Origin of the sequence: uncultured Gilvimarinus sp., assembly GCF_963975215.1 — a bacterium.
Lineage (GTDB): Bacteria > Pseudomonadota > Gammaproteobacteria > Pseudomonadales > Cellvibrionaceae > Gilvimarinus.
Window position 1 is genome coordinate 174942 of sequence record NZ_CAXBFW010000003.1, and the last position, 23674, is coordinate 198615.

General features: G+C 48.1%; 25 protein-coding genes. 21 read left to right on the forward strand and 4 right to left on the reverse strand.

The window, feature by feature from the left end; translation table 11 throughout:
- Positions 1 to 89: 89 nt before the first annotated feature.
- Entirely contained in the window at positions 90 to 1604 is a 1515-nt protein-coding gene (locus tag AAC019_RS03925) for a DUF4892 domain-containing protein (RefSeq protein ID WP_339897262.1), read from the reverse strand.
- A gap of 170 nt (positions 1605 to 1774) precedes the next feature.
- Between AAC019_RS03925 and AAC019_RS03930 the strand changes: the two genes are divergently transcribed.
- The 20 genes from AAC019_RS03930 to AAC019_RS04025 all read left to right on the forward strand — a co-directional run bounded on the left by AAC019_RS03930 (position 1775) and on the right by AAC019_RS04025 (position 19538).
- On the forward strand, positions 1775 to 2392 hold the full coding sequence (locus tag AAC019_RS03930) for a response regulator transcription factor (protein ID WP_339897263.1): 618 nt from the start codon (positions 1775 to 1777) through the stop codon (positions 2390 to 2392).
- A gap of 142 nt (positions 2393 to 2534) precedes the next feature.
- Positions 2535 to 2819, forward strand: coding sequence for a pilus assembly protein (locus tag AAC019_RS03935; protein ID WP_339897264.1), 285 nt, complete (start codon positions 2535 to 2537; stop codon positions 2817 to 2819).
- Between the two features lie 237 nt (positions 2820 to 3056).
- Positions 3057 to 3395 carry a hypothetical protein gene (locus AAC019_RS03940; RefSeq protein ID WP_339897265.1) on the forward strand — a complete coding sequence of 113 codons (339 nt, stop codon included), beginning with the start codon at positions 3057 to 3059 and terminating at the stop codon, positions 3393 to 3395.
- Between the two features lie 11 nt (positions 3396 to 3406).
- A complete protein-coding gene (locus AAC019_RS03945; protein ID WP_339897266.1) occupies positions 3407 to 5002 on the forward strand; it encodes a pilus assembly protein TadG-related protein in 1596 nt (531 codons plus the stop codon).
- A gap of 80 nt (positions 5003 to 5082) precedes the next feature.
- Complete coding sequence (locus AAC019_RS03950; RefSeq protein WP_339897267.1) at positions 5083 to 5601, forward strand: hypothetical protein; 519 nt, start codon at positions 5083 to 5085, stop codon at positions 5599 to 5601.
- A 36-nt stretch (positions 5602 to 5637) separates the two neighbouring features.
- Positions 5638 to 6558 (forward strand): hypothetical protein, encoded by a 921-nt coding sequence (locus tag AAC019_RS03955; protein ID WP_339897268.1) that lies wholly within the window; start codon positions 5638 to 5640, stop codon positions 6556 to 6558.
- Between the two features lie 51 nt (positions 6559 to 6609).
- Positions 6610 to 7287, forward strand: coding sequence for a hypothetical protein (locus AAC019_RS03960; protein WP_339897269.1), 678 nt, complete (start codon positions 6610 to 6612; stop codon positions 7285 to 7287).
- Positions 7284 to 7541, forward strand: coding sequence for a hypothetical protein (locus tag AAC019_RS03965; protein ID WP_339897270.1), 258 nt, complete (start codon positions 7284 to 7286; stop codon positions 7539 to 7541). The genes AAC019_RS03960 and AAC019_RS03965 overlap by 4 nt, the downstream gene beginning before the upstream one ends.
- Before the next feature lie 3 nt (positions 7542 to 7544).
- On the forward strand, positions 7545 to 8522 hold the full coding sequence (cpaB, locus tag AAC019_RS03970) for a Flp pilus assembly protein CpaB (RefSeq protein ID WP_339897271.1): 978 nt from the start codon (positions 7545 to 7547) through the stop codon (positions 8520 to 8522).
- Between the two features lies 1 nt (position 8523).
- The gene (locus AAC019_RS03975; RefSeq protein ID WP_339897272.1) at positions 8524 to 9840 is read left to right on the forward strand and encodes a pilus assembly protein N-terminal domain-containing protein; all 1317 of its coding nucleotides are present in this window, start codon (positions 8524 to 8526) and stop codon (positions 9838 to 9840) included.
- A 9-nt stretch (positions 9841 to 9849) separates the two neighbouring features.
- Complete coding sequence (locus AAC019_RS03980) at positions 9850 to 11517, forward strand: ATPase, T2SS/T4P/T4SS family (protein ID WP_339897273.1); 1668 nt, start codon at positions 9850 to 9852, stop codon at positions 11515 to 11517.
- A gap of 2 nt (positions 11518 to 11519) precedes the next feature.
- Positions 11520 to 12374 (forward strand): type II secretion system F family protein, encoded by an 855-nt coding sequence (locus tag AAC019_RS03985; protein ID WP_339897274.1) that lies wholly within the window; start codon positions 11520 to 11522, stop codon positions 12372 to 12374.
- Positions 12367 to 13245 carry a type II secretion system F family protein gene (locus AAC019_RS03990; RefSeq protein WP_339897275.1) on the forward strand — a complete coding sequence of 293 codons (879 nt, stop codon included), beginning with the start codon at positions 12367 to 12369 and terminating at the stop codon, positions 13243 to 13245. Before AAC019_RS03985 ends, AAC019_RS03990 begins: the two co-directional genes overlap by 8 nt.
- Positions 13246 to 13599 carry a DUF192 domain-containing protein gene (locus AAC019_RS03995; RefSeq protein WP_339897276.1) on the forward strand — a complete coding sequence of 118 codons (354 nt, stop codon included), beginning with the start codon at positions 13246 to 13248 and terminating at the stop codon, positions 13597 to 13599. It abuts the gene before it with no gap.
- Entirely contained in the window at positions 13596 to 14051 is a 456-nt protein-coding gene (locus AAC019_RS04000; RefSeq protein WP_339897277.1) for a tetratricopeptide repeat protein, read from the forward strand. The genes AAC019_RS03995 and AAC019_RS04000 overlap by 4 nt, the downstream gene beginning before the upstream one ends.
- Positions 14032 to 14802 (forward strand): TadE family protein, encoded by a 771-nt coding sequence (locus AAC019_RS04005; protein ID WP_339897278.1) that lies wholly within the window; start codon positions 14032 to 14034, stop codon positions 14800 to 14802. Before AAC019_RS04000 ends, AAC019_RS04005 begins: the two co-directional genes overlap by 20 nt.
- Positions 14803 to 14813: 11 nt before the next feature.
- The gene (locus AAC019_RS04010) at positions 14814 to 15719 is read left to right on the forward strand and encodes an OmpA family protein (RefSeq protein ID WP_339897279.1); all 906 of its coding nucleotides are present in this window, start codon (positions 14814 to 14816) and stop codon (positions 15717 to 15719) included.
- Positions 15720 to 16119: 400 nt separating this feature from the next.
- The gene (locus AAC019_RS04015; RefSeq protein ID WP_339897280.1) at positions 16120 to 16581 is read left to right on the forward strand and encodes an NfeD family protein; all 462 of its coding nucleotides are present in this window, start codon (positions 16120 to 16122) and stop codon (positions 16579 to 16581) included.
- 19 nt (positions 16582 to 16600) lie between these two features.
- Positions 16601 to 17452 (forward strand): stomatin-like protein, encoded by an 852-nt coding sequence (locus AAC019_RS04020; RefSeq protein ID WP_339897281.1) that lies wholly within the window; start codon positions 16601 to 16603, stop codon positions 17450 to 17452.
- Positions 17453 to 17492: 40 nt separating this feature from the next.
- The gene (locus AAC019_RS04025) at positions 17493 to 19538 is read left to right on the forward strand and encodes a PAS domain-containing protein (RefSeq protein ID WP_339897282.1); all 2046 of its coding nucleotides are present in this window, start codon (positions 17493 to 17495) and stop codon (positions 19536 to 19538) included.
- 67 nt (positions 19539 to 19605) lie between these two features.
- Here AAC019_RS04025 and AAC019_RS04030 read toward each other — a convergent pair whose 3' ends face one another.
- The 3 genes from AAC019_RS04030 to AAC019_RS04040 all read right to left on the reverse strand — a co-directional run bounded on the left by AAC019_RS04030 (position 19606) and on the right by AAC019_RS04040 (position 21309).
- Positions 19606 to 20163 (reverse strand): DUF1415 domain-containing protein, encoded by a 558-nt coding sequence (locus tag AAC019_RS04030; protein ID WP_339897283.1) that lies wholly within the window; start codon positions 20161 to 20163, stop codon positions 19606 to 19608.
- Between the two features lie 101 nt (positions 20164 to 20264).
- Entirely contained in the window at positions 20265 to 20732 is a 468-nt protein-coding gene (locus tag AAC019_RS04035; protein ID WP_339897284.1) for a hypothetical protein, read from the reverse strand.
- Positions 20733 to 20760: 28 nt separating this feature from the next.
- A complete protein-coding gene (locus AAC019_RS04040) occupies positions 20761 to 21309 on the reverse strand; it encodes a flavodoxin (RefSeq protein WP_339897285.1) in 549 nt (182 codons plus the stop codon).
- A gap of 137 nt (positions 21310 to 21446) precedes the next feature.
- Between AAC019_RS04040 and recQ the strand changes: the two genes are divergently transcribed.
- A complete protein-coding gene (recQ, locus tag AAC019_RS04045) occupies positions 21447 to 23597 on the forward strand; it encodes a DNA helicase RecQ (RefSeq protein WP_339897286.1) in 2151 nt (716 codons plus the stop codon).
- The last annotated feature ends 77 nt before the right edge of the window (positions 23598 to 23674 follow it).

The following is a 23674-nucleotide window of genomic DNA, read 5'->3' on the forward strand; positions in this document are numbered from 1 at the left end:
GCGATCTTTGAAGAGGCTGTTTTGTTTATAGGTTTGGACGCGGGAGTTCTGGTGTAGGTGACGCCGGGCGCAGTGCCCGGCGTTAACCGCTAGCGCAGCACCAGCTCGACCCGGCGGTTTTGCGAGTGACCATCGTTTGATGTATTGCTGCTAATGGGGGTCATGGCCCCTACACCGGCTGCAAGCAGCCGGTCGGCATTTACCCCTTGCTCTATCAGCGCGGTGCGTATGCTCTCGGCGCGCTGTTCAGACAACTGCATATTAAGCGCGTGATCGCCGGTGGTATCGGTGTGGCCCACCACATAAAAGCGCTCTGTTGGTGTGGACTCTAAATACGTCAAAATCACTTTTAATGCCTCTTGTGAGCTAGGCAGTAACTCCGCTTCCCCCGTGGCAAAATTCAAGCCGTGCAGTACCACTTTACCCTCGCGGGCGAGAGAGTCGGTCAGATACTGGGCGTTAATCGTTACGAGGTCAGTGTTCATTTTGGTTATTTCTACAATATCGTGGACGATTTCCACTTCATGGATGGCGCCGTCTTTATGAACATAAACCGATAGGTAAACTTCTTCTTTACCAATCTCTTTTTTTGCGGTGAGCATGCGATAGTCATCACGCTTGTAAATGCTGGTTGTTATCGCATTGCCAAAGCGCCCTCTTTGTGGTGAGCCGCTCCAGAGCTGTTTTATTTGTTCGTCGCCGCATTCTCTATGTTCGCACTGAAACAGAATCTCAAAATCAGATTTTTTAAGCGCGTCGAGATAGTTGGCAAAAACTTGCAGTGTGGATTGATCTTTAGGAGCTTCGTAACCAATTATTGTCGACTTACCTTTAAGGTCGAGGTGTGGGACCTCGTCGTTCTCGTCGGCAATGCCGGTGGCAAGACGTACCTCGGCAAATTCTGACTCGCTATAACGGGTAATAGCGCTACCTTGATAACGAGATATAAGAGGGTGATCTTGCCCCGCATCATCCTCTTTCTTGCTTACGGAAGTGGTGCTAGGTTCGCTAGATTGCCGGATGGCGTTAGTATCTACAGTAACTTGCCCTAATAGCAAGGATTCAGGCTCTGTGATTATCTGGACAATTTCGAGCGTATCGTGATAATCCTCTTTAATAATCCACTGTAAATAGGTTGGGCTAGTGTCGGGGCCGACCTTGGCAGAGAGATATTGATAATTTTCTGTCGACTGGCTGAAGGCGTAGAAGCCCGAAGTTGCACTCGATATCCATACGGGTTTCAGAAGTCTTCTAGAGAACTCAAAACCGCATGGATCCTTTGTGTGGCAATATAAAAGAACCTCTCCCTCAAGTTTATCGACGGATTGTTTATAATTTTCGGCAACTTCAAGCGGTGATCTTCCGCCCTTTAGGCTGTAGATATGCACGGTCTGCTTACCAATAACCGTTAGTTTATCAATGCTCTCGTCTTCTTTAAGTTTCGATAGCGCAACGTAAGACTCGGTGTAGTGCGCCTCTTGCTGCCTATATATCTCGGCATCGCCATAGCGAGATACTAGGGGGTGATCGGCCTCTTCTGCGATGGTCGAACTAAATAATAGACTCGCTGACAACGTAGTCAGGGCGACTATAAATGACTTCATGGCGCGTTCCTTACGTATGAATTAATAATCTCTGTGATGCGGTTCTCATCTTTTGTGGCTGTAAAAAACCAATGGTAGCACGAGAAATAATAAGTAATCGATAATATCCCATATGGCATTAGATGATTCAATTGCCGTCACGGTAAGTCAGGATGACAAGGGTATTTGTTGTGAAGAAAATATTAGTATTTAAGGAAGAGGGTGTTGACTGTAGGGCGGTATCATCCTGCCTTGACTTGCTAGCTGTCAGTCACAAAACCGTAACAGTTAAAAATATAATTGCCTGTAATCTCTCTAATGTTGAATTGGTGATAGTCGCTTGCAAGACCATCGATTCGGCAAAGAGGATTTGGGCTCAGGTTGGCTCAAATGTTTTATCCATTCCCGTCGCCCTCGCTATTAATGCGTCCTGTAATAAATCTGAAGCCTATGCGCTAAGCTGTGGGTTCCTGGGTGTTATATCGTTAAATAGTGAGGCCGAATCGATCGTAAAAGCCGTTAGCACACTCGCTCGTGGTGGTTTATGGTATAGCCGCTATTCGCTAGAGCTTCATATTAAAGATCAGTTAGTTGCACGGCGGTCGGTGTCTAATAATTTCTTTGATCGCACAACGCTTACTGCGCGAGAGCGCAGGGTTGCAGTGCTAAGTTGTCAGGGGTTGGGTAATAAAGAAATTGCAGAAAGTCTGAGCATATCTCCTTATACAGTAAAAACTCATATGCAAAAAATAATGAAGAAAAGTGGTGTGAAAAATCGAACGCAGCTGAGCGCTGCCTTTATGGGGTAGTGATGTTGATTTTATGGTGTACTCAAATTGGAGTATTGCCGGCTGGGAAAGGGAAGAAAATTAGTCAGATTGGGTGGTTAATCTGACAGGCGGTAATTCGTACAATAGCGTCGTATTATTATCAATCACAAGGAGTTATACCATGCGTAACATGAGTAAACGTATTAAGGGTCAGGGCATGACAGAGTACATTATTATTGTCGCTTTGATTGCTATTGCGGCCATTGGGGCCTTCACGCTGTTTGGTAAGACGGCACGTAATCAGGTGGCTGCCATGGCTTCTGAATTGGGCGGTGAGCCTGGTGATGATGCTATTACAGAGGCCAATAATGCAGGTAAGGCGGCTGTGACAACTGCGAAGAAAGAAGTAAATCTAAGCAATTATAACGAAACAGCCACCGAAGGTGGAAAAAGTGGTGGCGGCTAATAGTTTTAGTGATGGCTCGATTTCAGGTTGATCGAGCCTCTATTTATAGAGGAAAAATGAAAAAATTAGCATGCAGTTTAATGATCTTTTTCACTGCCAGCTCTGCGCTGTCTCTGGCAGAAGGAAGCCCCTGGGAAAACCCTTTTAGTTTAGATGAGGGGGGCTCGGTACCCGCAGGGGAGCTTGGAGTCCGAGTGCTCTAATGAGGCTGGTTACGCAAAATATTTATCAGCAGCGATGGATAATCTTATTAGAATCCAAAACTTGAACGTTGAGGATATTAAGTCGGATGAAAGCGTGATCAGTGTAGATCCGAACGGAGACATGGCAGAATTTAGCCTCTATGACGATAGTGAGTATTTAAATGGCTCGGTATCGGGGAGTGATGTGCCGAGTGACGTAAAGAGCGGCTTTGGCGATGACGTACGTCGGAATACGACTTTAGTTTCGCTTAAGTATAAGTCTGACTATAAGGGGCTTAGTGTGGGTGACGACTTCCCGACTTCAGTTCAGAAAGAAGTTTGGGATTTTTGTTTGTCCCACGGTGAAGCCGTACTGAGCCAGTACCAACATTGATAATCTACTAGATGAATAGTTCGCTCCCATTAAGTAAAAAAAGACGTGAGGAGGGATACGCAACAGTCTTCACTATTGCGTTCTTTGCTGCCATCGCCTTGGCAGTATTCTCGCTATACGATGTCGGTTGGGTCGCTTCTGAGCGGATTCGACTGCAAAATACCGCCGATAATACCGTTTACAGCACCGTCAATGTTCAAACCCGCGATTTGAACATGATCGCTATTACCAACCGCGCAATGATCGCCAATCAGGTGGTTATAGGACAGTATATTGGCTTGGTGTCTTGGTCGAATGAAGTCAATGAGTTCGCCCAAAACTTAGAGACTTTAGGGCAGTTTGCTCAAGTTATACCCTATGTCGGACCTTTCATAAAAAAGGCTACTGATATATTGGCGAAAGCAACAGATGCAATGGTTGATTTTTTCGAGGCAGGTGACTTTATTATCGATACCGTTCAAGAAAATATCATTTATGCATTAAGTGAGTTCCAACGTGTCAATCATGCCTTAACTCTAGCGGCAAATTATTCAGTTTATCAAGATGTTCTAGCGCGGAATGATCCCGATGTCACCTCTAGTATGGCGGGGAGTGCGGTGAACATAAAAGAAGTTCTAGAGTCTTGGGGCGGAGATATCCAGCGTTTTGAACGAAATAACGTGGCTGCCAATAGTAAAGGTGGTGATAATAGAACGACTCAACGATTTAACGAGTTTTCTAATTTGGTGAATGACTCAAGAGATAAGTTTTCAGCTAATCGTTCATATCGTTTTTTCAAGAAGGTCGATGTTGGATTTTACGAGTTTTGGGGGGAGAAAAACGGTGGATCGGATTTTATTCCGGTTGAGGTTAATAACAAAGGTAAGTCGGTTGTTCGGTGGAATTGGACCGCAGCCGATACATTGTCATTCTATCAGAAATTTGATTTGGGGTTTGGCATAAGTTGGACCTCTGAGACGCCTCTTGGCTGGGGGGCAGCTCACTCTTTAAACAAAGATAGAATTGGCGATAGATTCAAGTACGAAGGTTATAAAAACAACAGCCGTAGAAATTACGATGAGGATGACTGGGAGGCCTTGGATTACGCGGGTGGCAATGAAAAACGTTGGTGGGGGGGCGCCTGGATAAATGGCGATGCGGCAAGAAACTTGAAATATCCCTCTGTGATAGGAAGCGGAAAGGTGTACGAGTATAACAACATAAAAAAAACAAAAGGGTTAAGAGATTTTTATGATTTTAAAGATGATGCTAAGACTGACGAGATGCCAGAATTTAGTATTTTTTTAAGTAAGGGCGAGGGCGATATTAGAACGCAGAAGACCGTAGATAATTCTATGGAAAGCTATAGTCGTATCGATAGATTAACGATTGAGAGCGATGGCGGAATGGCTGGAAATAGGTTGTATGCATCGGGTAGCGCACAAAGTTTTTTTGCTCGGCCGGATGAATCTCACTATGGAAGTCGAGAGTTTTCGTGGAATGTAGAGTGGGGGAGAAGTGATGGTCTCCATGAGTACGGGAATCTTTACAATCCGTTTTGGCAAACTCGGCTTGTTGAAGACTCCAGGCCACTGCTTTCTATGTTGATTTCGTTCGGAGCTCTGTGATTTTTAAGGAAATTTTTTAAGGTAAATTTATTTTTAGTATTAGTGTAAATCTATATTGGATGAATAGAGGTGAAGGCGAGGTGAAAAATAGAGCAGTTTTTCTTTCTATGATGGTGATGTCTTTTGGGTGTAATCTTGCAATTTCGAATGATTTTGAGGTTCCTGTCGTTAATCCATACATGGATAAATTTCACTGGTCTTTACGTCCCGATGTAAGAGCGATAATGGCATTAGATTCTGTATCGAGGGGAAAGCTTGACACTTGTGTTGCCAAGGCTAACGAGGCTGGTCATGGCGCTGAAGATCTTTACAATGAGCACTTTCGTAATGATGTTGGTATGACCTCGCTAAAAGAAGGTTTTACTAGACAAAAAGAGGTTGAAGGTTATAAACCTGTTGCGAGAAGAGGGCTGGACCCTTGGTCTAAAGAAAATACAGACGATGTTATGAGCGTGCTGAGTAAACGAACCTTAGATTTGATGTGGGGTTACTATCAGGATTATGAGAGTCCTGTATCTTCCTCGAAAAAGACATCGACGGCTCAGCAGGTAATGTGGGACTTTTGCATGTCGATACCCAAAGAGCTTTTTGTTGAATGACATGTGCCTGCGCGACATAGCTACTTTGGAGTGATTGTGAAATCTCACAGTGGAAGCGTGCTAACTGAATTTGTAATAGTGGTGGGGTTTGTTCTTCTACCTTTAACATTGCTTGTTCCTGTCATGTATAAATATATCGAGAACCGGCAAATGGTAGAGCAGGCGGCGCGCTATTCCGTCTGGGAAAGGGTAGCCTATTTTGGGTCAGCTCCCGGTGGCAGTGTGGATGATGCCCCAGAAAAATCGGATGAAACTATTGCGCTAGAGATAGAGGGAAGAATCCTCTCTCATTCAAAAAGCAGGATTACTACTAAGAGCGACTCAGGTCAAAATTCAGAGCCACTCAACCCTGTGCTTAGAGTTCGAACTGGTATAGACGGCGAGCTGACGCCGATTTATGAGGAGGCAGAAGAAGATAACGAAGGTCAATCAGCCATGTACGTCTCGGTAAGTACCGCAGAACACGGCTTGGCAGGCTTTGGCTCTTTGCAGAGCGCCTTCGGGAAGGTGTTAGATCTGTCTGATGGTTTTAATCCAAATCTTAAGGGCGTTTACGAATCAAGCGTAAGCGTATCGTTGAAGTATTTAGAGTGGTTTGAGGATTCTTTCGCCGAGGGTTTTTCCGCTGATGAGGCTCTTTCTATGTCGCGTACCAATGCATTGATGACAGAAGGTTGGTCGGTCGGTGGGCCAACGCACGCGAAATCTACGGTCGGCGGATTGGTACCTACCACTTTGTTCGACGAAATAGGCGCTGAAAGTCTTTTCTCAGTGTTTAGTAAGTTACCTCTTGTTAAAGAGGTTTCTTTTCTTAATTTCGGTAAGGTCGAACCAGATGCCGTACCTTGCGCTAGGTTGGGTGAGGTTTATAACGACACGGAATTAAGAACACCAGAGTCTTGTATGAGCCGTTTGACTCCTCAGTTAGAAAGCTACGGACATACATACCAGGAGTGATGCCCTAAGGATCGCGGCGCCAGCCGAAAAAGCGTTTGCCAAAGGACTGTTATGCCATATTACACATCCCTATTAACATTGATGTTACTCGCCTGTCCAATGTCGTTGCATGCCGATGTTAGCTTTCCGGTGCCCGACAATTTTGAGCTTCACATCATTGCCGATGATATGGAGTTTAACGGTATGACGATGGCCGTTAGCGGATTCTCGACGAGTCGAAACCCCACAGAAGTCGAATCGTTTTATCGCGATGCCTGGGGTGATGAGATTCGTAAAGCGCGCATGAATGATTTGGTTGTGCTGTCTCATATCAATGATGACTTGCTCTATACCGTTCAGTTTAACGAGCCTGAGAAACCGCAGATGCAGTTGCAAGGTTTTTTGGCGATATCAAACTTACCCGGTATGCGAAGCGAAAAGGACTTTGCTTATGGGAAAGGGTTTCCAATGTTATCAGACACGAAAGTTGTCAATGATATGAAAACCCATGATATGGGTAAAAATAACAGAATGCTTTGGTTAACTAACAAGTCTTCAGTGACAACAAACTTTAACTTTTATCGTCGAGAATTTGTTAACGATGGTTGGAGTGTTATCCATTCAGAAAATCGATTGAGGGATAAAGAGGCAGGGTTGGCGCTTTCTCGGTCTGGTGAAAACCTGAATATATCGATTATTGGAAAGAACTCCCTGACCCAGATTTTAGCGATAGTTACGGAGTATAAATGAATAACCAGCGAGGATTTGGGGCGGTTGAGTATATCATAGGGCTCGTTTTTTTTGCGATGGCAATTTTAGCGCCGTTGCCTGGTGAGGATGGTAAAAATGTGGTCGATTTATTAGTTGAGGGCGTTAAAAAAAACCATGCCAGCTATATGTATGCGCAGTCGCTAAGCCATATGCAGGTAGATGAGTCCGTTATCCCCGGTGTAAGTAGTGACAATAATGAGTCGGCGAAGTTGCTGACCTATGAGGAGAACTGATTAGTGGCAGTGGTAGCAGGGAATAAGAAAAGCTGGGTTTTATTAGTGGTAGCTATTGTGATAGCGGCGCTCGCCTTTTGGTTGGCGACACGCTACCTGCAGAATAAAGAGACGGCTATTCGCTCGCAAATACAAGGTCAGATAGGCGGTAGTGTGAAAGTGGTGGTGGCGTCAACGGCGCTTCGCGCCGGCGACGTATTAGGTCCTGGCAATATGGCCGTTGCTGAGGTTTCGTCGGATTTTTTATCGCCAGCTACGATAACGCCAGACCGGTTTTCTTTGGTTGACGGAAAAGTACTTAATTTCCCGATGGCGTCGGGCGAGCCTTTGCTATCGCATTATTTGGGCGGCGATAGTGTTACGCGGTTTTCTGAGCTTCTTAACGCTGGCGAGCGAGCGATCAGCTTTGAGGTGGACAATATTAACGCCGTATCTGGGATGGTGTTGCCAGGGGATTATATCGATATTTCGTTAGTTACAGAGAAGAAAGACGCCGGTGAGACCGCTATCGATGACCAAATGCTGGTTCCATTGCTGGATAAAGTTCGTGTTCTCTCTGTCGATGCTATCTCTTTGGTCAGTCGGGATGATGAGTTTTTTCGTCATGACAATAATAGTGCAGTGTTAGATTATGGCTCGGTTACCGTAGCCGTGACCTATAAAAATGCAGGGTTATTAACCTTGGCGCGCGAAAAGGGCGACATGGCAATATTCTTACGGAATTCAGAGGACGTGAACGGCCGTTTGAGCGACTCTGTGAGCATGGACGATTATATTAATGGCGAGCTGTCGACCGGTGGCTACCAGTTTATCGGTGGCAGCATGGTCGAGGACGGTGTTATTGCGGGAAAGAGAGTCGCCGTTCAGGCGCTTGGTGGCGATCGTAGATCGGCCAGGTTGAGTATGCCCATAAATAGAAACCTGAATAATGAAGATATCAGCAGTAAAAGTGTCGCCATGCAAACCGGGGTTGGAAACTAGTATGTACAAATGGAAGTATGCGGTATGTTGCATCGTCGCTATTGTGAGTATTTTGTCCGCGGCGGCCAATGCCGATACGCAATCGATAGAGGCGTACGTAGGGTCGGTTAAAACTATCGAGGTGGGCGAGGTTGTCAGAATAGCGGTGGGAAACGATGCTATTTTGGGTACCAGCGTTTTAGATAATGGCGAAATCGTTTTAGTGCCTAAACAAGCTGGCAAGACAGAGCTATATATTTGGACGCGTGGAGATAGAAAAAATAGTTATGTCGTCAATATTCTCAGTCAGGATATTAAGCAAGAGGTCGATCGTATTCGCTCAATATTCCGGAGTTTTTCAGGGGTTACTTTTCGCTACGAGGGTGGGTATATCATCGCAGAGGGACGGGTTCCCAGTGAAGATCTGGCGCTATTTGAAAACCAAGTTGCAAACCTAACTTTTGATAATCTTATTTCGTTTGTACGGCCAGAGAGTATGGCGTTTAAGCAAATGATTAATATGAAAGTTCAGGTGCTTGAGGTAAATAAGAGCTTTACGAAGCAAATTGGTATCGATTGGCAAGAGTCTATTGCGGGCCCTAGCATTGGTTATGTCCACAACTTTGTTACCAATGATGCTTATGTATACGGTAGTGAATCTAACCCATTACTGTCGCTATTTGAGGGTACCCCGTCACCTATTAGCGTCTCGTCAACGGCATCCTATCCGTACGCTGGCCTGCTTACGGGGATTACGTCAATGATTCAGCTTTTAGAGGAGGATGGCTACGCCAGGATACTGGCGGAGCCATCACTGAGCACCCGAAGCGGTGAGATCGCAACCTTTCAGTCTGGTGGTGAGTATCCCATCGCAGTGTTGAATGAATTTGGTCAACCCGTGGTAGAAATGCAAGATTACGGTATTCAGTTAGATATCGAGCCTGTCGCCGATGATGATGGAAATATTATCTCGCGAGTTAGGGCGGAAATGAGCTCTATTGATTTTTCGAACTCTGTGAACGGTATCCCCGGTATATTAACCCGTAATACGGAGTCTGTTGTAAATCTAAAGCACGGCGAGACAATGGTTATTTCGGGGCTTTTGAAATCTGAAGATAGTAAAATATACGATAAAGTACCGCTATTGGGTGATATCCCTATTATTGGTGAGTTATTTAAGTCTCGAAACTTTGTCGAAGGACGTAGCGAGCTTGTTATTTTGGTGACGCCAACTATCCATGGGGCGCTAGAAGAAATTCCGGAAAACTTACAAAATAATATCCGCGAGCTGACGCAATTACGTAGTGAAAACTCCATCACCGATCAACTGTTGGATTAAGGCGGTACCGTGCTTCACATCAATGTTAAAACTCAAAAAGGTACCAAGGTTACTGATGTCGTGTGCCGCGATTCCAGCTGTTACCTGGGTAAAGACGACGATTGCGTGATTAAACTGCATGGTTGGATGGTTGGAAAGCGCCATGCAGAGCTACGCGCTACGGACACAGGTATATACATCAAGGATTTAGGCGGAAAAAGCGGTACTAAAGTCAATGGAAAGTCGATTGATGATTACGGTCCGGTACTGGATTCAGACTCGATTGAGATTAACTCTTATATCATTAAAGTTAAAGGCTCGGGTGACGTAAAAAATAAAGTCGAGCCTCCTTTGGCTTTAAAAGAGCCAGCGGTCTCAGGGACTGAGCCGGCAGCCGATACCCTCGACACTGAACATGAGGGGCCCATGAAAGAGTATCGGGTTAATGTTCATAAAGAGTTGTTAAAGCAGATGGATCTGCGCCGGGTAGATGTTAATAGCATGACAGACGATCAGCTGCGTACGGTTACAGAAGATCTGATAAAAAAAATACTGTTGCAGTTTGATGATATACCCGAAAGCATCGATAAAGATCAGCTCTGCATACAAGTACTCAATGAGGCTGTGGGGTTGGGGCCACTGGAGTCTCTTTTGGCAATGGATGATGTCAGCGAGATAATGGTTAACGCGGCTGATGAAATATTCTACGAGAAGCAAGGTAAAACCTATCAGTCATCAGTTAGCTTTACGGATGATCGCGCGGTGCTCTCCGCCATTGAGCGAATTGTAACCCCATTGGGGCGCAGAATTGATGAGAGCTCGCCGACGGTAGATGCGCGCTTAAAAGATGGCTCAAGGGTTAATGCGGTTATTCCGCCCATCGCTCTAAAAGGGCCCTGCATCACCATCCGTAAGTTTATGAAAGAGCGCTTGTGGGCGTCAGATTTGGTAAATTTTGGCACTTTCAATGAAGAAATGGTTAAGTTTCTGGAGATGGCCGTTGTTCACAAGCAAAATGTGATCATCTCTGGTGGCACGGGCTCTGGTAAAACCACACTTTTAAATGTGCTCTCTAATTTTATCCCCGAGACCGAGCGTATTATTACGGTTGAGGATGCGGCCGAGCTTAAACTTTATCAGGACAACCTTATTTCACTCGAGGCGCGGCCCGCAAACCAAGAGGGTAAAGGCGCGGTCCCGATTCGTGAATTGGTAAAGAACTGCTTGCGTATGCGCCCGGATCGAATTGTTGTGGGTGAGTGTCGCGGCGGAGAAACACTGGATATGCTTCAGGCCATGAATACCGGCCACGATGGGTCTTTAACCACTGCTCACGCTAACAGCCCTCGCGATTGTATCTCCCGGATTGAGGTGATGGTCATGATGGCCGGTATGGATCTGCCGGTTTTGGCCATTAGAGAGCAAATATCATCGGCCGTAAATATCATCGTGCAGCAAACGCGCTTTGCTTGCGGTACCCGTAAGGTGACCAGTATTTGCGAGGTGTCTGGGGTTGAGGGCAATCGGGTTCAGCTTGGGGAAATATTCCGCTTTCAACAGACCGGATTCTCCAGTGAGGGAAAGGTAGTGGGTAAGTTTATTACCACAGGAATTGTACCCCAATTTTACGAGGAGCTTGCCAAACGCGGCCTTGACATTGATCGGGAGATATTTTCTGAAGCTCGGGAGTTGTCTTAGCTATGAGCGTGGAAATACTTCTGGTTGCTACCTTTTTTGCGATATCGGCAGCGGTTCTGGCCTGGATTGTTTCGGCGATGTTTTCAAGGGCGGCTGTGCTTTATCGGGAGAGATTTACCGAAGACGCTAAGATAAAGCTATCGGATTTATTTCTTTTTGTAGAGCCAGAAAAGCTATTTATTATCAATATTGCGATTCTTTTTTCCGCATTTTTTCTGGTATTTCTTTTTGTTGGTAGCTGGGCTGTTGCGTTTGTGGTGAGCGTGGTGTTGGCTTCCTCACCGCCTTTTATATTTAGGATTATGAAGCGTAAGCGTCAAAAGAGGTTTTTAAACGATCTTCCTGACATGCTGCAGGCTACATCGACAGCAATGAAGGCGGGATCTAGCCTAAATCAGTCAATGGAGTCCGTTGTGTATGAGATGAGCGGGCCGGTAAAACAAGAATTTGATCTTTTTATGCGGGAAGTTCGTGTTGGTGTTGATTTTAGTGTGGCATTGGATAACTTATACGAAAGAGTTCCGCTGATCGATTTGAACCTGGTGATATCCGGAATAAAAATTTCGCGCGAAATTGGTGGAAACCTTGCCGATACGATTGAGAGAATGGCGGACACCTTACGCAAGAAGCTAGAAATGGAAGGGAAGATCGATGCCCTAACATCCCAGGGCCGGGCCCAGGGCTATGTGATGACGGGTCTGCCCATTTTGCTGGGCGTTGTGCTGTATCAAATGGAGCCCGAACAGATGTCGCTGTTGTGGGAGGCTTGGTATGGTTGGGTGGTGATCGCGATTGTGGTGATATTGGAATCGTTGGGTTACTTTTTTATTCAAAAAATCGTGAATATCGATGTCTGAGAACTTCTCTATCAGTCTGATTGGGCTGTTTTGCGCTATCTCCCTATTTTTGGGGGTTTATGCCATACACGCAATTCGTAAGGAGATTCCTCAGGATGACAGGGAGTTTCTTGACCCGTTGCCGATTACTATGCGCCTGTTCTGGCCGGTGGTTAGCTTTTTTTCCTATTACGTTGGTGAGCGACTGGGCGTTGAGTATATAGAGAAAACTAAAGTGAGGCTGCATCGCTCAGGCCTGGGGTATTTGATATCTCCGGAGCAGTTTTTTGGTCTTAAGATTGTGTCGGCGTTACTTTTTATGTTGATGTCCTGGGCTTGCATGAAAATGCTCGATAGCCCGGGGGTGGCAGTTCCTATTAGCTTTTTGGCGCTCGGCTTTGTTTTTCCTGAGCTTAATTTAAGCGATCGGCGAAAGAAGATTGAAAAAGAGATCGTGAGGCTACTGCCCGTGTATTTGGATTTTATTACCATGGCGGTTGAGTCGGGGATGAATTTAAATGGTGCATTAATGCAAGCCGTGCAGAAAGGGCCTAAAGGTGCATTAAATCTAGAGTTTAAGAAGGTTTTGCGGGATATTACGGCTGGCGCCGGGAAAATAGATGCCCTTAGGGCGATGGCCGAACGTTTGCAAATCAGAGAGATTGGTAATCTTGTGTCTGCGTTGTCTCATGCCGAGAAGTCGGGTGCAAGTGTAGGTACGACGCTTAGAATACAGGCCGATCAGCGCCGGGTCGAACGATTTCAAAAAGCCGAAAAGCTCGCCATGCAAGCGCCGGTAAAATTGGTTGGGCCATTGGTAATGTTTATTTTCCCCACCACATTTATCATATTGTTCTTCCCTATTGTTACTCAGCTAATGGATGTGATGTAGATGACCGATGCCGTTAGATTACGTGCGAGCGATAAAGGGGTGGTTTTCGATATGGTTTATCGCCCTAATGGATTTTTAGACCGTGCCCGCGGGTTGATTGGCCGGCCAGAGCTGGGCGTGGGTGAGTGTATGTTTTTTAAGAACTGTAATGCTGTACATATGTGTTTTATGACTCGTTCAATTGATATCTTTTTTTTGGATGAAGGTTACGCCGTAACTAAGGTTGTCCAGTGTGCACGTATTTTTGGATTTTACCGCGATGCTAAAGCGAGGCATGCTTTAGAGTGTCGGGCAGGAGCTGCGGCTACCAAAGGAATAGAGAAAGGCACGATAATTATACCGGAGGAGTTTTGAAAAAAGTTTATATCTTGGTTTCTTTGTTACTCTTTTCAGGTTGTTCGACTCAATCAGAAAAGTCACAGGTCTCCATGCTTGATATGATGACGAGTGCAGATAGCGCCTACTCGGACGGTCGCCTTGGAACGGCTGAAACCTTGTATCTCAAAGTACTTGAACGCGACCCGGAATACACCGAGGCGAATCTTAAGCTTGGTAATATTTATAATCGCCAAGGGCGGCTCGATGCGGCCGCGTCAAGTTACAGTGAAATATTAAAAAGAAACCCAGATGATGCCAGGGCTTGGTACAACCTGTCGCTTACGCGTTTTTATCAGGCGAGCGCGACCCTCGAGCAAGGTCGTCACAAGGTGAACTCGGGTTCTCCCTACTATTCTCGTTTAGTAAATCTTCATAAATATTTATTAGAGGTGTCATCAGGGATCGGCGATGAAGAAAACACACCTTAGAGGTCAGGCCGTTACCGAATTTATTATTGTTATGCCGCTATTTTTGATATTGCTTGGCGGCATTTTTGAGTTTGTTTACATCTACCGGGCTAAAGTTACACTGAACACGGCTACGTTCGAGGCGGCTAGAGCAGGGTCTTTAAATCACGCGCGCTTGTCGCCGATGCGTAAGTCCCTTGCTAAGGGTATGATTCCGCTCTTTATGAACGCGTCGAATGTGGATAATGCACCAGCGGCAATAGGTAATATGACGGTTGCATATGGCAAAGCAAGGCTTGCTGCAGAGGCAATGGACAAAGCTTCTGATGTACTGAGTCCTAACATAGGGGTCGTTGATGTAATCAGCCCAACTAAAGCAATCTTTGAATACTATAAAGTTAAGCGACGAGTCCGTTTGCAGCATGAGAGTGAATTTTTTGAGCGGGACATAATCCCTAACGATAGCTTGTTATTTAGGTCTTCAGAGTCTCGTGATATTGGCGAGGACGGCGCTAAGGTTAATATTAATATTCAAGATGCTAACCTGCTAAAAATAAGAACCTTTTGGTGCTATAAGCTGAAAGTTCCTTTGGTAAAAACACTAATTCGGGAAACTGTCTCGGGTTTGTTTGGCATATTAAACACAAGCCCAGAACAGCGAGTTTGCAACGGAGCTGAGTTATTTACTGGTGACGAGTATATCGCGTTAGTTTCACAGTCTACGATACGTATGCAAAGCCATATTGTGCAAGAAGGCGGAAATTTAAAGTAAAGGTGTATTAAATGATTGGTAGTATCAAATTGTCCCTATTATGTGCTGGGTTGTTGGCGTCCGGCTTAGCTTTTGCCGAGTGGGGCGCAGAGTCTGTTATGCATGATGAGTGGTATCGCTCTAATCATCCGTTGGTGACGGGCGCTATAGCCTACCGAGATGCACCTGAGGGTGGCTATTCGGAGGGTTATTATGCGAGCCAAACACAAAGTGTTAATGGTTACCACGTTCGTGAGATCTTTGATTACGGTAGTGAATATACCGCTGGCTATCTGTTTAAGGAGATGCTGGAAAAGCTAGATAATCAAGGGTTCAGCCAGATTTACACTTGTTATGGCTTGGTTTGCGGTGATATTGCGGGCTGGCAATTGTTGACAGATCGCCTACTTGATGGGGATGCTCACTCTCAGTCTTATGTTGCTGCGCACAACCCCTTAGGCGGTGCCGGTGGCACCTATCTTTCGCTTCACATTGCCGATCTGGATACGCGTCCGCGCGCGGTGATAGATGTGTTTTTTTCTGATCGAGATTTGACCCGGACACTCGACTTGGCGAGCGTTCAGGTAGTGCCTGTGTATGACCAATCGGATGTACTAGAGGTGGCGAAAATATACTTTGACCGAGGCAGCGCCCATATCACTGAGCGGATGAGTCCCGTTATTAGTGAACTTGGCGAGACTCTGAATGTGCAAGCTAATGAGCAGTTATTGATTGTCGGGCATGCAGACGCGACCGGAACCTACGATTTTAACATGCGGTTGTCTCGCAACCGGGCGGAGGCCGTTAAACAACGCTTGCTGGAGGTTGGTGTTAAAGCACAAAAAATTGAAGTTGCCGGTGTCGGCTCGGTCATGAATGACTCTAGCGCGAATGATAAAATGAACAGACGAGTGGAAGTGATTGTTCGGCCCCTTTAATCTGTAGCCGGTGGCCCTTTAAAGGCGCGTCTTTGAGGTGATTTTGCCGGTGAATACCGGCTTGCACACGGAGCTATTCCAGAGCTCGTCTCCCCCCTTTTTCTGCTGTTGTCGTCCCAGGCGCCTTATGTTGCCGGCTCTCTCTTGCGCCACCTCTTTTTCCCGTCTTGTAAGAAAATATTACGTCGTTAACGGTAACGAGCCTATATTTGGCCGAAGGCTTTATCGCTGGGTGTTAATGCGCGAAAACCGTACCTGAACGGGCTACAGTTAGGGGTGTTGGCGCCCAGGTAGCGGATCTGTGCCAGATTGTTTAGATTTGGCGCGTATTCACCTTACTTTGGGTTATACTCGGTTCGATTAAGCGAACATGGGGTTATTAACACTCAAGGAGAGTTGTATGGAATCGTGGCTAGATTCGGGCCTGCTGGCTTGGCACTGGGTGGTTATTGGTTTTTTGTTGGCAGCACTTGAGATACTCTTGCCCAGCTTTTTTATGCTGTGGCTTGGGGTTAGCGCAATTGCAGTGGGGTTGGTGAGCTTGTTTGTGCCTATGGCTCTGGCCTGGCAACTACTGTTATGGGCGCTGCTGTCGCTGTGCTGTTTGGTGGCGTGGTTTAAATTTGTCGCGCCTAAAATGAAGGATAAAACCCGCTCGGGTATGGCCCATGAGTCAATGGTGGGCAAAGTGGCCACCGTGCTGGATTATCAAGTCGCCACCAGCCGGGGGCAACTGCGATTTTCGGCGCCAGTACTGGGTGAGGATGAGTGGCGATTTATTTGTGAGCAGCCACTGTCGCCGGGTGACCGGGTGGTGGTAGTGGATTTTTCGGGCAATGACTTAATTGTAAAGCCGCAATAATATCAACAAGGAGTAACTTATGGACGCACTGATTACCGCCGCCGCTATCGTTGCCGTGGCATTGATTGTTATTACCCGCGGGGTTCGTATTGTGCCTCAGGGGCGAAAAGATGTCGTGCAGCGATTGGGGCGGTATCATCAAACGCTAACGCCCGGCCTTAACCTTATTATTCCGTTTTTTGACACGGTGGCCTACAAGGTAACCACCAAAGACATCGTGCTGGATATTCCATCGCAAGACGTGATAACCCAAGACAACGCGGTGATCATTGCCAACGCCGTGGCTTATATTAATATTGTGAGCCCCGAGAAGTCGGTATACGGGGTAGAAGATTACATTATTGCCATTCAAAACCTTATTCAGACGTCGCTGCGCTCGATTATTGGTGAGATGGCCTTGGATTCGGCGCTGTCCTCGCGGGATCAGATTAAAACTCGCCTGAAAGATTCGATCTCGGACGATATTGCCGATTGGGGCATTATTTTAAAAACGGTTGAGATTCAGGACATTAATCCATCAACGACTATGCAGCAGGCGATGGAAGAGCAAGCGGCTGCCGAGCGCCAGCGCCGCGCGGCTGTGACTAAAGCTGAGGGCGAAAAGCAAGCGGCTATTCTTGAGGCCGACGGTCGGTTAGAGGCGTCGCGCCGTGATGCCGAGGCCAAAATAGTATTGGCCGATGCCTCCGCACGAGCGATTCAGGTGGTGACAGAGTCGGTGGCCGGCGGCGATGAATTGCCAGTGATGTATTTGCTGGGTGAAAAATATATTGAGTCGATCGGCGATTTATCGCGCTCCGACAACTCTAAAACCGTCGTCTACCCAGCTGATTTGGCCAATGCCTTTAAAGGCATGTTCGGTCGGCAGTAGCGTAACGGTATAGGTCATGGCCCGGAGGTAAGTGACGACTATGTGGTTGGATTTTTTTCGTCAGAATTTTCTCCCTTTGGGCCATAATATCCACTGGCAGCCTGCGCTACTCTGGACTCAGGTTGTTGCTGATGCTCTGTTAGGGTTGTCCTTTTTTACGATCGCCATAGGGTTGCTGATATTTCGTCGCAAGCGAGACGATTTGCGTTACCCTCGTTTAATTACGTTATTTGGCGTTTGTATTTTACTGTGCGGTATTAATCATTGTTTTCGCGTGTATACCATTTGGGTTGGTAGCTTTGGCGTGCACGCACTAGTTTCTGCGTTTACAGCACTGGTGGCGTTGGCCGCCGCGTTAGGTTTGTTATGGGTGGTGCCAAAAGCCCTAAAAATCCCCAGTATGTGCCAGCTTCGTCAGACCATGGAGGCAGCTAACAACGAGAAGCTTGAGCGTTTAGAGCTAAAAGCCCGTTACGATGCCGAGTACCATTTGCGTGAGTCTGCCAACGCCTCACCCATAGGGCTGATGGTGATAGACAGCCACGGTCAGATTAGTATGGCCAACAACGCCTCGAGCTACCTCTTTGGCTACGATACCGGCCAGTTAGTGGGGCAGACCATTGATACGCTGATTGATTTTAGTGCGGCAAGTGATGCCCATGACACCTTAGCGACATTTTTTTCGCCTGATACTCCCGCGCCGTCGCAGCTACCGGAGTGCGTTGCTCAGGGCATCCACCGCAGCGGTACCAAAATTCCCCTAGAGCTGAAGCTGGTGAAACGTGAGCATGCCACGGGTAATCAAGTGTATGCCTCGGTTACGGACATCTCGGAGCGTTTGGCGCAGCAACAGCAGTTGCAGGCTATCAACAGCCGGCTGGAACGTATTACCTCGGCTACTCACGAGGGGCTGTGGGAGTGGCAGATTGATTCGGGCTTACTCTGGTGGTCACCGGCTTTTTGGCAGCTTTTGGGTTACCCGCGCGAGCCTAGCGACATTAGTATGAGTTTGTGGGAGGCGCATATAGATGCGGATTATCAGGCGATATTTTTTACTGAGTTAGAGCGTAAAATATCCTCTGGTGAAGCCTTTGATATCGAGTTTCTAGGGGTCACCGTCAATCGCGAGTTACGCTGGTTTCGTGCGTACGGTAAGTGCGTTGCCAGCGACTTAAATAACAGTCAACTCATGTGCGGAACCCTGGAAGATATTCAGCACCGTAAAGACATGGAGTTGAGCCTGTCAGAAAAAAATCAGTTACTGGAATCTATTTATACCGGCACCAGCTACGGTGTTTTTGTGCTCGATTGTACCAATGACGGAAAGGTATTATACAAGTCGATTAACCCCGCCATTGAAAAAGCACTTGAGGTTCACTCTGACCAGCTGGTGGGTAAGTCTGCACTGGCGTTGGCGCCCCATGTGCTGCCTTTGAGTATGGCCGAGCAAATAGATTCGCGCTTTCAGCGCTGCCGGCAGTTGGGGCGGCCCATGTCTTATATCGAGAGCTTTCCTTTACACGGCAAGCCCACATGGTGGAAAACGTCGCTCTACCCGTTAATGAATGATCTGGGTGAAATCTATCGCATTATCGGCTCGGCGGCCGATGTTACCGACCTTAAAACCGCCGAAAATAAACTAGCCGAAAGTGAGAGTTTTTTGCAAACGGTGGTCGATTTAGCCATTTGCGGTTTGTATATTTATGACTTATCGAGCGAAACCAATACGTTTGTCAATCAGCAATATACGCGCTTAACGGGCTACACCAAAGAAGACTTAAACGCGATTGACGATATTTCGAGCCTGTTTCATCCGGATGAAATCGACAGTATTAATGCACAAGTGGAAAAAGCATTAACCTTAAGCGGCCCAAGCTTTTTAGAAATGGAGTATCGTTTTTGGCACAAAGACGGTTACTGGATTTGGTGCTACGCCTATGACGCTGTGTATGAGCGCGACGAGCGCGGGCGGCCAAAACAGTTACTGGGTACCTTTATTGATATTACGCAAATCAAGCATTACTCCGAGCAGCTGCGTAATATTAATGAAAGGCGCACCAAGCGCGCATTAAGTGACGTCGATTGAAGCAGATAAGAGGCGGGTTAATTGACTCGCCGTGGCACTGTATTCGCGCAGGCTTAACGGTTAAGGCTTAGCGCGGTAAGTAGTCAAATAGCTTGGCTATTTCTTGCTCGGTTAAGTTTTCCATTCGCGCAATGTTGCGTGCCGGAATCGACTCCGTATCGGCGCCGTTATCGATGGCGGTGCTTAAGCTTTGTTCGCGCAGCAGGTGCAAAATAGGGTAGGGGGAGCGGTTGGTAAAATTGCTGCGCTCGTCGTAATCGGTATCAGAAAACTGATAATCGGGGTGAAAGTGCGCAACTTGATACTCTCCCTGCAAGCCTTTCTTGTTGAGCCAGCTGTCGGCTTGCTGCACGGTAACCGTGTAAAAGTAAAAGTCCTCAAACCCCTCGGGCAGAATCAATAGTGTGGTTTCCAGCTCGTCGATTGGGGTGTTTTGCAAACGCCCCACCTCGTCACTCAGTACTTCCATTAGCCCCAGCTCTTCGGGCTCGTCAAATACCGCAAAGCGAATGCGGTTGTGCTTGGCTGGGGCGTGGGCGAAGGGGCACAAATTAAGCCCGAGTACGACTGTCTCAAACCAATGTTTCGTTTGTGCGATTACGCCGGTAGTTGTTGCCGGGTTCACTGTATTGACCTCTTCAGCCATGCGGCGGGTGCGATGGCACCCGGTTATTGCGCCGCACTATAGCGAGCTTTGGGGCTGTCAGGCAATAAGGTGGTTAAAGCTCAGTGACGGGTTTGACGGTGAGCGTCATCCATGGCGAGCAGCATCTCCATCCATTCGTCCACGTCGCCAAGGGGTGAGAAGGCGATATCAACCAGCGGTGCGAGCAGCGTTTGCAGGGGTGCGGGCGGGTACAGTGGCGCTAAGCGCTGGCGGACTAAATCCACCATGGCGCTCAGATCTGGCTGGTGGCGGCTTTTACGCAGGGTATAGCTCAGCTCAATGGCGCTGCGCAGGTAGCGCTCGGTGGCATGTTTGCTATTGCTGTCATGGCGCAACAGGATATCGGCGGTCTCAAAGGCTGTGCCGCACACGGGGATAGCCTCATCCCAGCGCTGCTGGTTTATATAATCGCGGGCCATGGCGCGCAATTTACAGCACAAGCGTTTGCTTTGTTCGGGGTTGTGTAGGGCGAGCGCCCGGTGTTTGTCGCACAAAAATTGTTTGTTGCCTGCTGCGTGCTTGATCATGGGGCTCTCCGGTGTGTGGGCGTTTAGGTTACGCCGCGCTGGCCTGTTGGTACTCTTGTACAATCTGTTCAACCCATCGCTCAATACGCTCATCGGTCAGCTCAAACTGTTGGTCGTCGTCGATCGCCAGGCCGCAAAACTCGGTTCTTTCGGCGTTAACGGCCAGCGATTCGTCGTAGGTATAGCCCTCGGTTGACCAGTGGCCTATGACGGTTGCGCCGGCCTTTAATACCCGCTCGTTAAGCCAACCCATCGCATCGACAAAGTAGTAGCCGTAGCCGAGTTGGTCACCCAAGCCGTACAGGGCAACCGTTTTACCGGCGAGTTTAGTCGCCAGAATTTGCTCCTCAAAATCCTCCCAGTCATCTTGAATGCCACCAAAATCCCAGGTTGGAATCCCCATGATAATGAAGTCGAACTCTTCGATTTGCTCTGGGGAGGTATCGGTGACGTTTAACATCTCAACGACTACGCCCTGGCTTGCCAGTGCCGTTGAAATCTTGTCGCCGACTTCCTCGGTGTTGCCGGTGTCTGTGCCAAAAATCAGGCCGACGTTGGCGCTGCTCAGGTCGGTCATAATGGGGGCCCTCTGGTTGTCATCTGATTCTCAAGCACATTAATGCAAATGCTAATAATTATCAATAGTGTTGTCTGTGGTTTTTTAGGTGGTGTATCACATGGGTGGAGCTGGCTAAAACTGCTAAACTCCACGGCATGAATCAAGCTGCCCTACAAACACTGCAAAATACCTTTGGCTACCAAGCCTTTAGGGGCCCACAGGCCGAAATAATCGATACCGTTATTGCCGGGCGAGATGCGCTGGTGCTGATGCCCACTGGTGGTGGTAAGTCATTGTGTTATCAGATACCCGCGCTGGTGCGCGACGGGGTAGCCGTGATTGTTTCGCCCCTGATTGCCCTGATGCAGGATCAGGTTGATGCGCTGGCCCAGCTTGGCATCAGCGCCGCTTACATCAACTCCAGCCTGGCTTTTGACGAGGTGCGCGCCATTGAGCAGGGGCTGCGCCAAGGCGAGATTAAAATTTTGTATGTGGCGCCCGAGCGGCTGATTCAGCAGCGCACGCTCGATATGCTGCACGAGTTACCCCTGTCGCTGTTTGCCATCGATGAGGCTCACTGTGTCTCCCAGTGGGGGCACGATTTCCGCTCGGATTATCTACAGCTGAGCCTGTTACACCAACAGTTTCCCCATGTGCCGCGGGTGGCCTTAACCGCCACGGCCGATGACCGCACCCGGGCTGAGATTATTACGCGCCTGCAGCTGGAGGATGCCGCGCAATTTGTCAGCGGCTTTGACCGGCCCAATATTCAATACCGCATCGAGCAAAAACAAGACGCGCGTCAGCAGTTGCTGCGCCTGCTACACAATGAGCACCCGGACGATGCGGGTATTGTGTACTGTTTATCGCGCCGCAAAGTCGATGAGACGGCCGAGTGGTTGAGCAAGCAAGGCTTTACCGCGTTGCCTTATCACGCCGGTTTGCCGGGGCCGACCCGGCAGCGCCATCAAGAGCGCTTCTTGCGTGAAGAGGGCGTTATTATTGTCGCCACCATCGCCTTTGGCATGGGCATCGATAAACCCGATGTGCGCTTTGTCGCCCATTTGGATCTCCCAAAAAGTATTGAGGCGTATTATCAGGAAACGGGCCGGGCGGGCCGCGATGGGCAAAACGCGACGGCCTGGATGGCCTACGGCGTGCAAGATGTACTTAAACTCAAGCAGATGATGAGCCAGTCCCAGGGCTCGGACGATCACAAACGCACCGAAAACCACAAGCTCGATGCCATGCTGGGCTTGTGCGAAATTACCACGTGTCGGCGCCAGGCCCTGCTGGCCTATTTTGGCGAGCACGATCATACCCCTTGCAACAATTGCGACACCTGCTTAACACCGCCGCAAACGTTTGACGGCACGGTGGTTGCGCAAAAGGCGCTCAGTTGTTGCTATCGCACTGGGCAGCGTTTTGGGGTGAACCACTTAATTGATGTGCTGCTGGGCAAAGCGACGCCTAAAGTCGAGCAGTTTGGCCATGAAAAACTCAGCACGTTTGGCATAGGCACCGAGCTGGACGCCAACCAGTGGCGCTCGGTGTTTCGTCAGTTGGCCGCGCGTGGCATTATCGAGGTCGATGTTGCCGGCTATGGCGGCTTACTTTTGACGGAAAAATGCCGCGCTTTATTAAAAGGCGACGACAGCATCGAGCTGCGACAAGATATTAAAACCACCACTGCGGGTAAGAAGTCTCGCTCAAACGCCGGTGGCTCGTTAATGGGCCCCGACAAAGTCTTATGGGAGTCGCTGCGCGAGTTGCGTAAGCGCCTGGCCGCCGAGCAAGATATCCCGCCCTATATGATTTTTCACGATGCCACTTTAATGGAGGTTGTCAGCCACCAGCCGCAAAGTCTGGAGGCGCTGGGGCGCATATCTGGGGTGGGCACCAGTAAGCTGGAGCATTATGGTGAAGACTTTGTCGCGGCGGTTAATGCCCACGTTGAAAGCCTGGCCGAGTACGCTGGCAGCCCGCAAAACGTTCGCGCCACCGAGCATGAAACCTTTGCCCTGTTTAAAGCCGGTATGGACATCCCCGCGATTGCGCGCCAGCGCGAACTGACGGAAACCACGGTATTTACGCATCTGGCCGGCTTGATTGAACAGGGCCAGCTGGAAGTTGCCGAAGTGGTGGAGCTGCCGCAACAAGAGCTGGACGCTATCTTAGATGTCATGCTCGCCCACGATGACGAACCCTTTAAGCTAAAACCTGTGTTTGATGCGCTAGACGGCGTTTATGAATATGGCGTGTTGCGCTGCGTTAGAGCGGGCGTGGTGCGGGAGATGAGTGGCTAGATTACGCCGCCTATTTAATCGTCGACGAAAATAGGTTGCAACGCGCTGCACGGCGGCTGAGTAGCCAATAACCTACC